This window comes from Martinezella sp. CNPSo 3795 (genome assembly GCF_057784475.1).
Genome location: NZ_JBXSOQ010000004.1, coordinates 218,803 through 234,403 on the forward strand (window position 1 = coordinate 218,803; position 15,601 = coordinate 234,403).

A 15,601-nucleotide genomic window follows, 5' to 3' on the forward strand; every position below is an offset into this window, starting at 1 on the left:
CTTTCGCGGGGCTGGAGAGTTTTGAGCGATCCGATTGGGGGAATTGCCCATGCTCCAGTTCAGTGCAAGTTCCGCTCTTTATGCTCCGGTCAGCGCATCCCGTAATCCCGGCGGGAAGCGATTGCCGTTTTCGAGGTTGCCTCTTCCTCGAAGATGGCCGGATAGCCCGAGGCACATGGATCAACCAATACCTCCAGGGTTTGGCGTCCATGTCAGTATCAGGAGACCCTGTGAGCAAAGTCAGTGTCATCATTCCCGCCTATAAGGCGCAGGAATCCATCGGTGAAACGATTGCCGCGGTTCTGGAAAATCGTGACGTCCTGGAGGTGATCGTCGTCGACGACATGTCTCCCGATGCCACCGCGATGATTGTCGAGCGACATGCTCAGCGTGATCAGCGGGTGCGCCTGCTGCGCAATCCACAAAATGGCGGGGCGGGATACAGCCGGAATGCCGGCATGGCCGCCGCCCACGGCGACTATTATTACTTTCTCGACGCCGACGACATGGTAGCGCATCGCTCGATCGATGAAGTCGTGTATCACATGGAAGCCAATGCCTGCGATGTGATGGTGTTTCGCTATCGCTACGTCACCGAGAGGAACGGTCGTCTCGATCCGATGCTGCCGATCGACAATGATGCCTGGCGGGAGCTGGTCGGCGATACCGACATAGGCGTTTTTACGCTCGACCAGTGCGGGCGATTGCTGTTCACCGTGAATTTCCCCTGGAACAAGATCGTGAGCGCCAGGCTATGTCGGGAAACGGGTCTCCGCTTCTCGGAGACCCGCGTCCATAACGATATCTATGCTCACTGGCATATCTATCTGCACGCGCGGAAGATCGGCATGATGAATCGTTATCTCATCGGCCACCGCGTCTATCAGGACAGGGCGCAGCTGACTAATGTCTTCACCGAAAAGCGGTTCGAGGTCTTCAAGGCGTTTGCGGAGGTGGAAGCGCTGTTTGCGCGCCTGCCGCGGATGAAAGAGGCCTATTACCAGTGGTTCCTTCGCAGCAAGTTCGATTTGCTCGATTGGATCTACCCGCAATTGCCGTTCGATCTCAGGGAGCGCTTCTTCGCTCTGGTTCGGCAATGCTATGAAGAGTATGGCCAGGCTGACTATGAGAACGTGCGCAGGCAGTCGTTCGAGACTGCGGATATCGCGCTCAGGCTGAAACAGGCCCCTCATTTGATACTCGGCAAGACGCCGAGATAGCGGCTAAGATAACGTTCCTCGCCTGCCGTATTCGCAATAAAAAGAGAGAGGCGCCGCGGTACGACCGCGGCGCCTCTTCCATTTCAGGCTGGTTCATCTGATGGCGTCGAGTTCGCTCAGATCCAGCGCGTTCTCGAATTCGTCGCGACTGTAGATAGCAAAATCCGCTTCAGTTGATTCCTTGAACTTGTATGGGTTCTCCACCAGCTTCAGCAGGCTCCATTGCGGGAACCGGTTTGCGATGTCCGTCGTGAATTTGCGGTGCCGGACATGCGACGCGCCGCGAATATCCGGGCCGTCGAAATTGGAGGCGTAGATAATCACATAGCGCTGCGGCAGAGAGAAAAGCTGGTCGAGGTAATTGACGTAAATATTGTCGTCAACCAAATGGTAGAGGACGTCGAGCGACAAGGCGCAGTCATAGGCGTCCTCGTGCATTTCCCAGTCAAGCGACTGATCGCCCAGCCAGACGAAATTGTAGTTCGGCTTATCCCTGTACATCATCATCGTGCGTTCGATGACCGTCTTGGAGACGTCGAAGCCGGTATAGCGGTCGAACGAGAAGTATTTCAGTTGATTGCCGTCGCCGGAGCCCATCTCCGCGAAGGATTTCAGCCCTTTCTTCCGGGCGAAGCTATTTAGAAACTGCCCCTTGTATTTGGCGAGCACATCATAAGAGCCGGCACCCGAATTGCCGCCACTGCGGTAACGGCCTTCCCAATAGCCGGTGGAGTCAAAGGAAGGCGCAGCTTCCGATCGACGCATCGGCTGTTCCATCGGTGTAACGGGAGCAAGTCGCTCCACAGATGGCGTCGGGATGGGCCGCGGCTGTGTCGGATAGGGCTGCTGCATCGGCTGCATCGCCACCTCGGCAACCGGCACGGCTTCGCGAACCTGCTGCACCGATATGGCCTGCGGAATAGGTGCGGGTTGCTGGGCCTGATGTGTGGCAGCCGGCCGCTGCGCCAGCCAGAGTGGAACGGGCCGCTTCATAGGCGAGCCGGCCTGCTGTTCCAGGGATGCCCAATTCAAGATTTTGGGTGCTTCGGCCACCCGGTCGCCCATGACGATATCGAGTTCGCGCAGCTGCTTGGCGAGCGGGAATTTGTCGTGGACATATTGCGTCCATTGATGGGTCTGACCGGCAATGATCTTTTCGACGGCTTCATCCACCGACGAGAAGCGGATTTCGTCGGGCCAGAATTCTTCCGCACCGGGATAGTCATGGATCACCGGCAGGGCGCCGACAGCCATGGCTTCGGCGATGTTATAACCAAAGCTCTCGTGCACCGAGGTCGACAGTATCACGCCCTTGTCCGCGAGGAACGCCGGCATGTTGCGCTGCCAGCCATGGAAGAAGACGTTGCGGGTAAGGCCGAGCTTTTCCGTCGTGCGCTTCAGGTACGGCATCATGACGTACTCTTCCTGTTCGCCGGCCACATGCAGCGTGTAGGAAGGATCGCGCTTCACCAGCGAGTGCATGATTTGCAGGAACAGCGGCTGGTTCTTGCGCATGAAGGGCTTGGCGGCCCAGGCGATTTTCTTCTTATCGAGCGAAGGGATCGGCTTAAACTTGTCGAGATTGAGGCCGTTCCACACGACGTGGGTGCGGGTTTTCTGGGTGACCTGAGGTGCCCTGAGTTTCAGGACACGCAGCATGTCATGGGACACCAGAATCAGATCATCGATGGCGCCGAAATCGATACGATCGGGAAAATTCGATTCGACGATCTCGAAGCGATGCCAGCGCGCGATGACACGCTTGCCGCGCCGCTTGATGTTCTGGTTGATCGCGTGGACGAAGAGCTCGTTGCAGAATTCGAACCAGACGATGTCGGCCCATTCCACAGCCGTCTCGATCTCCTTGAAAGCCTTCGGCTGTATGGCCATGACTTCGTAGGTCTTCGACAGATGTTGGAATATGTCGCCGATGAAGCTATCGACTTCGATGATTATGGCCAGCTTTTTCTTCTGATGCATCTTCTGCTACCGTAAAAGAGACGAGTGGTTCTTAGTCTCGACCTGACGGACGACACGACCGACCTTCGTGTCCGCCGAGCACCGACGTTCTTGGCAATATTCTGAACGCGCGATTGTCCCCCGCACAGAAATCCCAGCTCCGAGATTATGCCGACCAACTTTCGCGAGGCTGGATTGCTCGAAATGCGTTCTGGGCGACGGTGTTCCGGGCGGCAGGCGGCCTTTGATTTCCTGCACAAGCTTCGCAAAAGGAATGGTGGCCAAAGTGCCGATCAAACGAGCTCGATCGCGAGCGAATCTCCGGGAGCCATGTCGTCTGACTGCTTTCCTCGGATCTGGCCGTTACCTGGGGTTCGGAATTAGGGAACAGTCCACATGTCATTGGCAGCGAACAGCTTGCATAAGCCCGCCTACGAAGTGCATCCGGCGAGCCAGATACAATGGTCCGATGCGCCGCCGCTGACCCAGGACATGTTGAACGGCACATTTTGGAGCCTTGGCGACGTCAACCGCGGGATGTTCTCTCGCTTCATGGTTTTGGCACCTGAGGGCATGATCGGCAATTATTTCGATCCCGCCGTCGATTTCTGGCATGTGATGGCCGGCCGGCTTTGCCTGATCGACAGAGATGGGCTGCCGTCGGTCATTTTCGATTCTGCCCATATCGAGGACGGCAATCTCATGGCATTGGCGGGCCGGGGCGTTATTGGAGGTGTCGATAGCACCTATCTGCTGGTGCCGGCCGATCACCCACCGCATCCGCTGTTTTCAACGCCCGTAGGTGTCGAGCGCAAGGCCAAGTTCCTCGTGCAGCCGCAGGAAGGGCTTAGGCGTCCCAATCTCGTTGTCGTGCCCGCCGGTTCGAAGTCGCTCCATCCGCGCTGGTTCGAGAAGATCGATGATGCCTCGCGCAACTGGGATCTCTGCATCGGCTATTATGGTGCCGAGACGCCGGAAGTATCCAATAGCCCCTACGAATATCTGGCGCATCTGCCGAAGACCAAGAAGTTCAAGATCATCTACGACCTCTTCCATCAAGGCAGCCCGCTTTGGAATTATGAGCGAATCTGGCTGCCGGATGACGATCTGCTGTGCGACGGCGAGGACATCAACAGGATGTTCCACCTGTCGCACAAGCATGGTCTGGATCTGGCGCAGCCGTCCCTCAAAAAAGGACCAGGCTCTTATCCCAATCATCCTTTGACGGTTCAGCGACCCAACAGCGTCGTGCGTTTCGAGGGTTTCGTCGAAATCATGTGCCCGGTCTTCTCGCGGCGTGCGCTGCAAATCTGCATCGAGTCCATGAAGGATGTCGAATCCGGATACGGTCTCGATCATCTTTGGCCGTCATTCCTCGGGCGGCCGGCGGCGCGCATGGCGATTATCGATGCCATTTCCGTCGCTCACACGCGGCCGCTGGGCGCGACCTACAACGTCAATGCAGCGGTGGAAGAACAGGCTGCACTCTTCAGGACGTATCAATATACGCCGCTGAAATATGCTGGCGTCTGGTAGCGTGCCTGGATTTTTCCAAGTGCTGCCGACAGATCCGCGCCGCCGTCACCCTGATATATCCCATTCCGTTTGGCACCTTCGATTGCAGCCGCGACCGAGATTTGGTGGTAGCGAGAGTTTTAGAGCATGATCGATTTTTCCAAGGTAGATTTATTGATCGTCGGTGCCGGCTTCTACGGCGCGACGATCGCGGAGCGGGTCGCGAACGAGCTCCAGAAGAACGTGCTTCTGATCGACCGGCGCAGCCATATCGGTGGCAATGCCTATAGCGAGTTCGATGGCGAGACCGGGATCGAGGTTCACCGCTATGGTGCGCATCTCTTCCATACACCGAACGAAGTGGTCTGGACCTATCTCAACAGATTTACGGCCTTCACCGACTATAAGCATCGCGTCTATTCGACCTACCGCGATCAGGTCTATTCAATGCCGATCAATCTCGGAACGATCTCGCAGTTCTTCAACCGGCGCCTTTCGCCCGACCAGGCGAAGACCCTGATTGCGGATCAGGCGGCAGAAATGGCCGGCCGTCATCCGGCCAATCTGGAAGAGAAGGCGATTTCGCTGATCGGCCGGCCCTTGTACGAGGCGTTCATTCGTGGCTATACGGCCAAGCAGTGGCAGACGGATCCGCGCGACCTGCCCGAACATATCATCACGCGCCTGCCGGTCCGTTACACTTTCGACAACCGCTACTTCAACGACAAATATGAAGGCTTGCCGGTCGACGGCTATACCGCGATCTTCGAGAGGATGCTGAAGCATCCGAAAATCCAGATCGCCCTCGATGTCGATTTCTTTTCGTTGAAATCCTCGTTGCCGGCCGATCTGCCGATCGTCTATACCGGCCCGATCGATCGCTACTTCGACTATTCCGAGGGTGAGTTGGGCTGGCGTACCATCGACTTCGAAAAGGAGACGCTGAATACCGGCGATTTCCAGGGGATGGCGGTCATGAATTATGCCGACGAGACGATCCCCTACACCCGTATCCTGGAGTTTCGCCACTTCAATCCGGAGCGCAGCTATCAGAATGAGAAGACGGTCGTGGTGCGGGAATATTCGCGCTCGGCCAAGCGCGCCGACGAGCCTTACTATCCGATCGATACACGTCAGGACAAGGAGGTCTTCCTGCGCTATCGCGACCGCGCCGAGGCAGAGACCAATGTCCATTTCGGCGGGCGGCTCGGCACCTACCGTTATCTAGACATGCACCAGGCGATTGGCGCGGCCTTGAAGGCGTTCGAAAGCCGCATCGTCCCGCATTTCACCGAGGGGCGTGCTATCGGTGGTGAGAAATAGAGGGCTGCAGGCGCCGGCTCACTTTCGGCATGCTTTGAAGACGCGGCCGAGGGAAGATCCCTGTGGAAGCACTTGAATGATAAAAGAAAGCCCGGCAACCGGGCTTTCTTTTTCCTTAGGATCGTCGACGACGTTCGCGAGCCGGGGCCGCGCCGCCTTCGTTGGCGGTCTTATTGCGCAGGGGACCGATCCGTTCGATGATCGTCTCCAGCGTCGGGCGAGGCCCGGCTACGTAGCTGTCCAGCGCCTCCCGCATGGCGGCGAGATGGCCGCAGGAGGTGCCGCAGCAGCCGCCGATGATCTTGGCGCCGGCATCGCGGGCAAGGCGGGCATAATCGGCCATCAGCGGCGGCGTGCCGGAATAATGGATTTCGGCGCCACGATATTCGGGAATGCCACAATTGCCCTTGACGATGACGATCGCGGAAGCATCCGCTTCAGTCATGTCGAGAAGGCTGGAGAGGATGTCGGAAGCGCCGACGCCGCAATTGGCGCCGACGGCGAGCGGGCCCGCGCCGATATCGGTGGCGACGGCATGAATATCCTTCGGATGCAGGCCCATCATGGTCTTGCCGGCCGTGTCGAACGAGCCGGTATAGGTATAGGGCAGGCCGACTTTGGCGGCGGCTTCTGCTGCAGCTCGGATTTCTTCCGGCGATGACATGGTTTCGATCCAGGCGACATCTGCACCACCCGCCTGTAGGCCTTCCATCTGCTCGACGAAAGCGGCGACGGCATCTTCATAGGTCAGGGCGCCGAGCGGCATGAGCAACTCGCCGGTCGGCCCGACGGATCCGCCGACGATGACCTTGCGGTCGGCCTTGTCGGCAACGGCGCGGGCGATCTCGGCGGCCGTCTTGTTGAGGCTATGCACGCGATCCTGCGCATGATGGAGCTTCAAGCGATGACGGGTGCCACCGAAGGTATTGGTGAGGATGATGTCAGCGCCGGCATCGACGAAATCCTGATGCAGCTTCGTGATCCGGTCGGGATGCTGTTCGTTCCAGAGCTCGGGCGCTTCACCCGCCTCAAGGCCCATGGCGAAGAGGTTGGTGCCGGTTGCGCCGTCGGCAAGCAGTACGCCCTTTTCGGCGAGAAGATCGGTCAGCGGATTGGTGGCGACGGTCATAGTGCGTCCTCGGATACGTCGGATGTTCGGATATCAAATGCAGATATAAACATTTCTTTATGTGAATACAACGACAAGATGGCTACCCATATGTCGACACGGCCATGGCGGCAGAAAAAAGCGCCCCGGTGAGGGCGCTCTATCGTTTGGGATGAAGATCAGCCGCTAGGCTGCCGCCATCTCTGCCGTCTCGTGCGATGTCGGCGTGACCATGGCGGCGATGATGCTTTGCAGATCGATCGTGCCGATAGGCTTGCCGCCCGCATCCATGACGATGGCTCCGGTTTGGCCCGCCTCGGTGATCTGCTTGGCGGCGACTTCCAGTGTCATGTCGCCGGGCACACGTGCACCGCCCGGCTCGCCGGCAAGCGGCTTCATGATGGTCTGGGCTTGGATGACGCGACCGCGGTTCACCTCCTTCACGAAGGCTGTGATATAGTCGTCGGCCGGCTGCAGCACGATCTCCTGACCAGTGCCCTGCTGCACGACCTTGCCGTCGCGCAGGATCGCGATCTTGTCGCCAAGGCGCAGCGCCTCGTCGAGATCGTGGGTAATGAAGACGACGGTCTTTTTCAGCTCCTTCTGCAGATCGAGGAGGACGGTCTGCATGTCGACGCGGATCAACGGATCGAGCGCCGAATAAGCTTCGTCCATCAGAAGGATATCGGCATCGTTCGTCAGTGCGCGGGCAAGTCCGACGCGCTGCTGCATGCCGCCGGAAAGCTGGTTCGGAAAGTGCCTTTCGAAGCCCTTGAGCCCGACGCGCTCGATCCAGTACTGGCCCTTCTTCTCGCTCTCGGAGCGCGGTACGCCCTGGATATCCAGGCCGTAGATCGTGTTCTCGATGACGGTGCGGTGCGGCAGTAGCGCGAATTTCTGGAACACCATAGCCGTTTTGTGGCGGCGGAATTCGCGCAGGTCGTTTTCGCTCATCTTGCAGACATCCACGCCGTCATAGAGCACTTCGCCGACCGTCGGCTCGATCAGGCGGTTGATATGGCGGATCAGCGTCGACTTGCCCGAGCCGGACAGGCCCATGACGACGGTGATGGCGCCGGCGGGCATATCGATGTTGATATCCTGCAGGCCGAGCACATGGCCATGCGTTTCATTGAGCTCGGCCTTGCCCAAGCCGTTCTTGACCTGATCGATATAATCGCGTCCGCGAGGACCGAAAATCTTATAGAGGCTTTTGATCTGGATCGCGTGACTAGCCATGGATGACCTCCGAGTGCTTCTGGAGCCTTCTGCCATAGGCCTGGCTCGTACGGTCGAAAATGATGGCAATGGCGACCAGCGCGAAACCGTTGAGGAAGCCGACGGTGAAGAACTGATTGTTGATCGCCTGCAGCGTGTTCTTGCCGAGACCGCCGACCCCAACCATGGAGGCGACGACGACCATGGCCAGCGACATCATGATGGTCTGATTGATGCCGGCCATGATGGTGGGCAGCGCGAGTGGTATCTGCACGTTGAAGAGTTTCTGGCGGTGCGATGAGCCGAAAGCGTCGGCGGCTTCCAGCACCTCCTTGTCCACGAGGCGGATGCCGAGATTGGTCAGGCGGATCATGGGCGGCACGGCATAGATGACGACGGCGATGAGGCCTGGCACCTTGCCGATGCCGAAGATGACGACGACAGGAATGAGATAGACGAAGCTCGGCATGGTCTGCATGACGTCGAGGATTGGATTGACGATCGACTGCAGGCGGTCCGAACGCGCCATCAGGATGCCGATCGGCAGGCCGATGACGATGGCGATGAGCGTACAGACGGTGACCATGGCAAGCGTGACCATCGTGTCGGTCCAGAGGCCGAAGACACCGATGAGGATCATGGAGATCGCAGTGCCGGCGACAATTCTGAGATTGCGGCTCGCGGCATAGACGACGAGCATCATGACGATGAGCACGATGAACCAGGGCGTATTGGTGAAGGCCCATTCGAGATAGTTCAGAAACCATTGCAGCGGCTGCACGATGGCGTCGATGAGCGTGCCGTAGGCGCGTACGGACGCCCTGAAGCCGTCATCGATATTCTTGCGTGCGAGGCGGATGATTGACTCGTCTATTGCCGGAAAGTTGCAGAGCACATTCGGCAGGATCGTACACTGGATAGCCATGTATTTCCCCTTCTTAGTCCGGTTTTGTCCCGCTCCACGCATGTGGCCTTCACGCGTGGATGGCTTGCAGCGCTGCGACCGGTTCTTCAGGCTGCCCCTGCATTCTTACTATATTCGCCACCATCAATCTGCACTCGTTGCGACCTTGCGCCATGTCACTCTGTCGGTATGAGGGTCATTCGGGTTGCACTGTGCGAATGTAAAATCGGCGGCAGGCACAAGGCCGCCGCCGATTCCGCAGCATGGATTAGAGCGAAGCCTTGATCTTGGTGGCAACGTCCGGGGCAACCCACTTGGTCCACATATCGGGGTAGGTCTTGAGGAAGTACTTGGCGCCGTCCTCGTTCGTGCCCTGATTGTCGGTCATCCAGGCGAGAACCTTGCCAACCGTGGCATTATCCCATTTGCGGGTCTTCATATAGTCCATGGCAATGCCGGCCTTGGCCGCAAAGTCCTTGGTGACGACGGTGTAGACATCCGAAACCGGATAGGAGTTCACCTTCGGATTGGCGCAGTCCTGCTGCGACGTGCAGGCATCCCATTCCTTCTTGTCGTGCGGCACGTTGAAGCTCAGACGAACCATGTCGTACTTGCCGAGGATCGCGGTCGGGGCCCAGTAGTAGCCGAGCCAGCCGGTCTTCTTTTCGAAGGCGTTGGCGATCGAACCGTCCAAACCTGCGGCCGAGCCGGTGTCGACGAGAGTAAAGCCGAGCTTGTCGGCGCCGAGAGCCTTGTAAAGGTTGGTCGTGGAGATCTGGCAGTTCCAGCCTGCCGGGCAGTCATAGACGGCGCCCTTGGATGGATCTTCCGGGGCCGGGAAAAGTTCAGGATGCTTCAGCGCGTCCTGAACGGTCTTGATGTCGGGATGCGCGTCGGCGACGAACTTCGGAATCCACCAGCCTTCGACGCCGCCATCGCTCAAAAGCGGTGCAGCCACGATCAGACGGCCTTCCGATACGGCCTTGTCGAGCGCGGTGCGCACGGCATTGACCCAAAGCTCGGGTGCGACGTCAGGCTGACCTTTTTCGTTCATGGAGGTAAAGGTCGGCTGTGTATCGCCGGTTACCAGGGTGACATTGCAGCCGTAACCGTTCTGCAGGATGATCTTGTCGACCTGCGCGGCAACGCCTGCGGATGCCCAGTTCATTTCAGCGATGGATACGCTGCCGCAATCTGCGGCCTGCGCCGAGCCAGCCAAAGCATAGGCGCCGAATGCAAAAATGGCTGAAGCGAGAAGCTTCTTCATTGATATCGTCTCCCAATTTTTCGTTACGTTGCGGAAATCGACTCCAACGCGTTCGATTTCTGTCGATCCCCTGTCAGCGCGGTCTGATTGCAACCGTTCATACGCCGCTGACGACGCCCGTACGGTCCCCTTTGCTGCTGTCGTGCATTTGGTCTTTTTGCGACCGCCGAATTCTGTCGCGGCCGGGCATTCTTTGCATCGACATCAATCAGCGTAAGGATTTGGATGAAGAAATCAACAGCCCATCGGGTAATGGACGTTATCGTGCCTCTTGGAGAAGCTTAAATAAGCGCCTGAATTAGCCTGTTTTCTGCCATTCGTGGCTGCAAAACGTCCATTACATGGCTTCCTCAAAGCTCTGTTGCTCAGACGGATTTGAATGGCGCTTAAATCTCGCGTCCCTGGAAGACGTTTTATATCTTATTTGCGCCGTTTACGCTTTCTCAACGCAAAGAGGAAAATTTTCAAAAAATTTTCAGATTCACTCTAATTTAAGCACTTAATAACCCTCCAGTAACGATGTCCGTTTATCAATCGATGCGTGGCGGGGGACATACCGCTGCTTCCCTGGATCAGGTATTGCGTACCGGGGAAAGCGAACCTTGCGGTGTATGTGCAGGGAAGCCGGCGTTTTTGGCAAACCGCGTCGATCTCCGGATCGCGCGGTTTTCGCGCTTGAGAGGGTGCCTTTACGAGGCAGTTTGATCTGCCCGAAGCGGCACCCGTTCCATCTCGATAACGATCAAAAATAAAGCCGCCGATGCTATCGCATGGCGGCTTCTCATGTGTCGGCTAGCGGCTTGACGCGCTATTAGCCAACATTATAGGTGCGGATGAAGCCAACCGTGCCGAAGCGCGTATCGAGCTGCTGCAGGCGGCTCTCCGGGCGGCGAACCGGAAGCTTGCCATTCCAGGCGATCTGGATGGAATTCTGTCTGTTGAAGATGAAGAGCATTGGGGTATCCTCCGACCCGGACCGGCCGGTTTCGTTGTTTGTTTTCGCGATGGAGATAATCCTCTTCCGCGTAACTCACAATGGATGAAATCGTCATCCAATGTCGCAAACAGAGCATGTTTGGGGGTGGTGCATTTTTGTATCGTGCTCGCTCTTTCCGGAGGCCCGGGATCGCGGCAGAATCAAGGCGGAATCTAGCGTTTTCAGTGGCTGTGGCGCATCGAGGTGGTGGGGAATGACAAGAGCGATCATGCTGCAGGGAACCGGCTCCGATGTCGGAAAAACGGTATTAGTCGCAGGTCTGTGTCGGCTGTTCGCAAACAGAGGCGTGAGGGTGCGCCCGTTCAAGCCGCAGAATATGTCCAACAATGCCGCCGTTGCGGAGGATGGCGGCGAGATCGGGCGCGCCCAATGGCTGCAGTCGCTTGCGGCGCGGGTGCCATCATCGGTTCACATGAATCCGGTGCTGTTGAAGCCGCAATCGGAAACCGGCAGCCAGATCATCGTGCAGGGCAAGGTTTGGGGCCATGCCAAGGGCAGGGACTATCAGGCGCTGAAGCCGCAGCTGCTCGGTGCCGTACTCGAAAGCTTCGCCACGATGCGGGCAGGAACCGATCTCGTTGTCGTCGAGGGAGCGGGTTCTCCTGCCGAGATCAATCTTCGACGCGGCGATATCGCCAATATGGGCTTTGCGACACGCGCCAATGTCCCCGTCGTGCTGGTCGGCGACATAGATCGCGGCGGCGTGATCGCGTCACTGGTCGGCACGTATCATATATTGCCGGAGGAAGACCGGCGGATGATCCGTGGCTATCTGATCAACAAGTTCCGTGGCGATGTCTCCTTGTTCGGTGAGGGCATAGAGGCCATCGGCGGCTTCACTGGCTGGCAATGCCATGGCGTCGTGCCGTGGCTGAAGGCGGCGGCGCGTCTGCCGGCGGAGGATTCCGTTGTGCTGGAGCGGCTTGCTCGTGGCTCCTCCGGCGCGCTCAAGGTCGCCGTGCCGGTGCTGTCGCGGATTGCCAATTTCGACGATCTTGACCCGCTGCGAGCCGAGCCCGATGTCGATCTGGTTTTCGTTCGCGCTGGAGAGCGTTTGCCCGCCGATGCAGGGCTTGTGGTGCTACCTGGCTCGAAGTCTACGATCGGTGACCTCCTCGATCTGCGTGAGCATGGGTGGGATCGCGATATTGCTGCCCATGTGCGCCGCGGCGGTCGCGTCATCGGTATTTGCGGCGGCTATCAGATGCTCGGCCATACCGTTTACGATCCGCTCGGTATCGAGGGATCGGTGACCGAGACGCCCGGATTGGGTCTTTTGGATATCGAGACGGAAATGGCTCCGGAAAAGACGGTACGGAATAGCACTGCCGTTTCCAAGGAATATGATGTGCCGCTATCGGGCTATGAAATCCATCTTGGCGTGACGCGGGGTCCGGACTGCGAGCGGCCATCGACCTTGATCGACGGGCGGCCCGATGGAGCCATATCGCCGGATGGCCGTGTTATGGGCACTTACCTGCATGGTCTTTTCGGCAGCGATGCTTACCGGGCGAAGCTGCTGGCAAGCTTCGGTCTTTCCGGCGAGCGCATGAACTATCGCGCCAGCGTCGATGCGGCGCTGGACGAAGTTGCGGCAGAGCTGGAAAGTGTACTCGATCCCGCCTGGCTCGACGGTCTGGTCGCCTAAAGTTCCCCCGACACTTCCCGCCGCCGGCGGTCGAGTTCTTCGCTGTAGCGGCGCAGCGTATAGCTCTCCGTCAGCAGACCGATGACCTTACGCTCGATCAAATCGTTGACCACAACGAGCGCTTCGCTCTTCGTCTGGTCGAACATCGCGGCTGCCTGCTTGGCGTTCATTTGCGGCTGCAGGAATTCGTTACGCAGCCGGATGAAATCGGAAAGGCCGTGCTCCTCGTCGTCCTTTTCGATCGGGCTCGCATAGACGTCGGGCACGAGAACCATTCCGGAATATTTCTCGTTCTTGTCGATCAGGATGACGCGCTGCGCCGAGCCGATCGGAAAATTCTTGCGGAATTCCTCGATGCTCATGTCGATGCTGCCCGTGTGCACGTCGGGGCGCATCATGCGGGCGACCGTCAGATTGCGGATCCAGCCGACATCGTGGGCGCTGCGGATGCTCTCGCCGCGCAAATGGAAGCGCCATGTGGCGAAGGAGTAGCCGAAGGTCGTGCGCACCACCAGCGACGAGGTGATGACGGCGGCCAGCACCAGGGCAGTGATCGGAAAGTCCCCGGTGATTTCAAGCGCCAGGAAGGTCATGGTCAGCGGGCCGCCGATGATGGCAACGGCCAGCGAGCTCATGCCGACGACGGCATAGACGACCGGCGTCAGCGTGGCATGATCGAAATAGGGTGCACAATAAGCGAAGATCTTGCCGAGCAGCGCGCCCATGAACAGCGAAGCGAAGAAGAGGCCGCCTCTGAAGCCGGAGCCGATCGATATTGCGGAGGCGAGCGATTTCAGTAGGAATAGACCCAGCAAGGCGCCCAGCGTCACGTCCGTAGACAGATTGAGATGCAGCGCGCCATGCCCGGCAGACAGGACCTGCGGCGAAATCAGCGCCAGTGTTCCGACGACGAGCCCGCCGAGCGCGGGCCGGAAAGGCGGCGCGATGGAACTCTTGCGTGCCAATTCTTCGACCCAGGCGACGCCCTGCATGATCAGGATGCCGATACCGGCGCAGAAGGCACCAAGCAGGATGGCTGGAAGATAATCCGCCGGAACGATCGCCCCGAAATGATCGATATCGATGGCGAAGTCATCGCCGGCAAGCAGTCTTGCAATCATCGTCGATATCAGTGCCGAGACGACGACAGGGGTTAGCGTCAGGATCGAATAGCTGCCGATGATGAGCTCAAAGGCATAGAAGGCACCGGTGAGCGGCGCATTGAATGCTGCGGCAATAGCACCCGCAGCACCGCAGCCGACGAGCATGCGCAGGTCTGCGCGGCGCATCTGCATCTTATAGCCGAATTTGGAGGCAATGCCGGCCGCGAGCTGCGTGTAACCCGCTTCAAGCCCGACGGACGCGCCGAATCCATTCGAGATCAGGTTCTGCACGGCGACGATGATGCTGTCGGTAAGCGACATCCGGCCGCCATGCAGCGCATTGGCTTCGATCGGGTCGACCATCGGCTTCTTGCGCGTGCGCGACAATATGTAGAGCAATATGCCGAGAATGATGCCGCCTGCGATCGGTGCGATGAACAACACCGATTTGTCGGGAATCGCCATTGCTGCCGAACTCAAGCGTTCGTAGTCGGTTATACCGTAGATGACGCTGTGAAGCTTGCGCGAGATATAGCTCATCGCGGTGACGGCACAGCCGGACGCTATTCCCACCAGCGCGCCGGCAAAAACAAGTCCCAGCTCGCCACGGCGCAGCAATGCCCTGAAGCGACCGAGATCGAATAGGACCGAGAAGACGCCGAGACGTCGCGGTTGGAATTTCTGCAGCATTGGAAGCGGACGATACGTTTTGCTCGAATGTGAGGGCTTACCTTCTATAAACTCCTAACATCAAAGAAATACGGCAAAAAAGCCGCTGGTTTTATGGGAATTTTCAACCGAATTCGCAATCAGGATGGCGCAGGTCGCATCCATGCCCTTGATTGACTTGAACTCAGTGAAAGCCTAATCATTGCGGCATAACGAATGGTTCCTGAGCGGCGATCTGCCGCATGGGATGAAAAGGGAATGTGAAGGGGCGGACCCAATCCGGGCGTTCTCATCACAGCCGACCCCGCGACTGTAGAGCGGTCAGGGTCTTTCGTTCGGTTTGAAGTCTATTTCGTCGATGGTTCGCATGGGGCGAACGGGGGCGAGGCAGGCGCAAATCGAAAAAGCCACTGGTGTGGCATCATGATTAACCGGGGCTGGACGCCTCTTATTCTACGAATCGTCCGCCTTTTCATGATGCATTGCCGGGAAGGTGAGAAAGATCCGCTGGCGCACGATCGGGGGCGACCGGTTTCGGTCCGCCCCCGTCGCGTCGCCTCATCCGCGAGCCAGGAGACCTGCCATGCGTGCCGGGCGCAGAGCCTGTTTTGGGACGCGAGTTCCGCTGCCAGCACGGAGGTTGTCATGGCGCAAGACGAGTTTTCGGCGT

11 protein-coding genes and 1 riboswitch are annotated in these 15,601 nt (G+C 58.3%); of the genes, 4 read left to right on the top strand and 7 right to left on the bottom strand.

Translation table 11 applies throughout. From position 1 onward, the window contains the following. Positions 1-230 precede the first annotated feature (230 nt). Positions 231-1,220, top strand: coding sequence for a glycosyltransferase family 2 protein (locus tag AC13QY_RS14440; protein ID WP_162748865.1), 990 nt, complete (start codon positions 231-233; stop codon positions 1,218-1,220). 93 nt (positions 1,221-1,313) lie between these two features. Here the strand turns inward: AC13QY_RS14440 and AC13QY_RS14445 are convergent, their stop codons facing one another. Continuing rightward, the gene (locus tag AC13QY_RS14445) at positions 1,314-3,200 is read right to left on the bottom strand and encodes a glycosyltransferase (protein WP_145632738.1); all 1,887 of its coding nucleotides are present in this window, start codon (positions 3,198-3,200) and stop codon (positions 1,314-1,316) included. 375 nt (positions 3,201-3,575) lie between these two features. On the opposite strand from AC13QY_RS14445, the gene AC13QY_RS14450 reads away from it, so the two are divergent. Both AC13QY_RS14450 and glf read left to right on the top strand, forming a co-directional pair. Further along, positions 3,576-4,715: a DUF707 domain-containing protein gene (locus AC13QY_RS14450; protein ID WP_113390291.1), complete on the top strand. Its 1,140-nt coding sequence runs from the start codon at positions 3,576-3,578 to the stop codon at positions 4,713-4,715. A 126-nt stretch (positions 4,716-4,841) separates the two neighbouring features. Continuing rightward, positions 4,842-6,017, top strand: a complete 1,176-nt coding sequence (gene glf / locus AC13QY_RS14455; protein WP_145632742.1) for a UDP-galactopyranose mutase — start codon at positions 4,842-4,844, stop codon at positions 6,015-6,017. 115 nt (positions 6,018-6,132) lie between these two features. On the opposite strand, the gene bmt is transcribed toward glf, so the two are convergent. The 5 genes from bmt to AC13QY_RS14480 all read right to left on the bottom strand — a co-directional run bounded on the left by bmt (position 6,133) and on the right by AC13QY_RS14480 (position 11,469). Continuing rightward, positions 6,133-7,146 carry a betaine--homocysteine S-methyltransferase gene (bmt, locus tag AC13QY_RS14460; protein ID WP_145632745.1) on the bottom strand — a complete coding sequence of 338 codons (1,014 nt, stop codon included), beginning with the start codon at positions 7,144-7,146 and terminating at the stop codon, positions 6,133-6,135. 165 nt (positions 7,147-7,311) lie between these two features. Next, complete coding sequence (locus AC13QY_RS14465; RefSeq protein ID WP_145632748.1) at positions 7,312-8,364, bottom strand: quaternary amine ABC transporter ATP-binding protein; 1,053 nt, start codon at positions 8,362-8,364, stop codon at positions 7,312-7,314. After that, entirely contained in the window at positions 8,357-9,268 is a 912-nt protein-coding gene (locus AC13QY_RS14470; protein WP_113333022.1) for an ABC transporter permease, read from the bottom strand. The genes AC13QY_RS14465 and AC13QY_RS14470 overlap by 8 nt, the downstream gene beginning before the upstream one ends. A gap of 247 nt (positions 9,269-9,515) precedes the next feature. Beyond that, positions 9,516-10,514: an ABC transporter substrate-binding protein gene (locus tag AC13QY_RS14475; RefSeq protein ID WP_069613157.1), complete on the bottom strand. Its 999-nt coding sequence runs from the start codon at positions 10,512-10,514 to the stop codon at positions 9,516-9,518. An 811-nt stretch (positions 10,515-11,325) separates the two neighbouring features. Beyond that, a complete protein-coding gene (locus tag AC13QY_RS14480; protein ID WP_173002442.1) occupies positions 11,326-11,469 on the bottom strand; it encodes a hypothetical protein in 144 nt (47 codons plus the stop codon). Between the two features lie 235 nt (positions 11,470-11,704). Here AC13QY_RS14480 and AC13QY_RS14485 point away from each other — a divergent pair, with 235 nt between their 5' ends. After that, positions 11,705-13,159, top strand: a complete 1,455-nt coding sequence (locus AC13QY_RS14485; protein WP_488493617.1) for a cobyric acid synthase — start codon at positions 11,705-11,707, stop codon at positions 13,157-13,159. On the opposite strand, the gene AC13QY_RS14490 is transcribed toward AC13QY_RS14485, so the two are convergent. Further along, positions 13,156-14,952, bottom strand: coding sequence for a chloride channel protein (locus tag AC13QY_RS14490; protein ID WP_113390287.1), 1,797 nt, complete (start codon positions 14,950-14,952; stop codon positions 13,156-13,158). The two genes, AC13QY_RS14485 and AC13QY_RS14490, sit on opposite strands and share 4 nt — an antisense overlap. A 179-nt stretch (positions 14,953-15,131) precedes the next feature. Beyond that, a riboswitch (cobalamin riboswitch) is annotated at positions 15,132-15,531 on the top strand. The last annotated feature ends 70 nt before the right edge of the window (positions 15,532-15,601 follow it).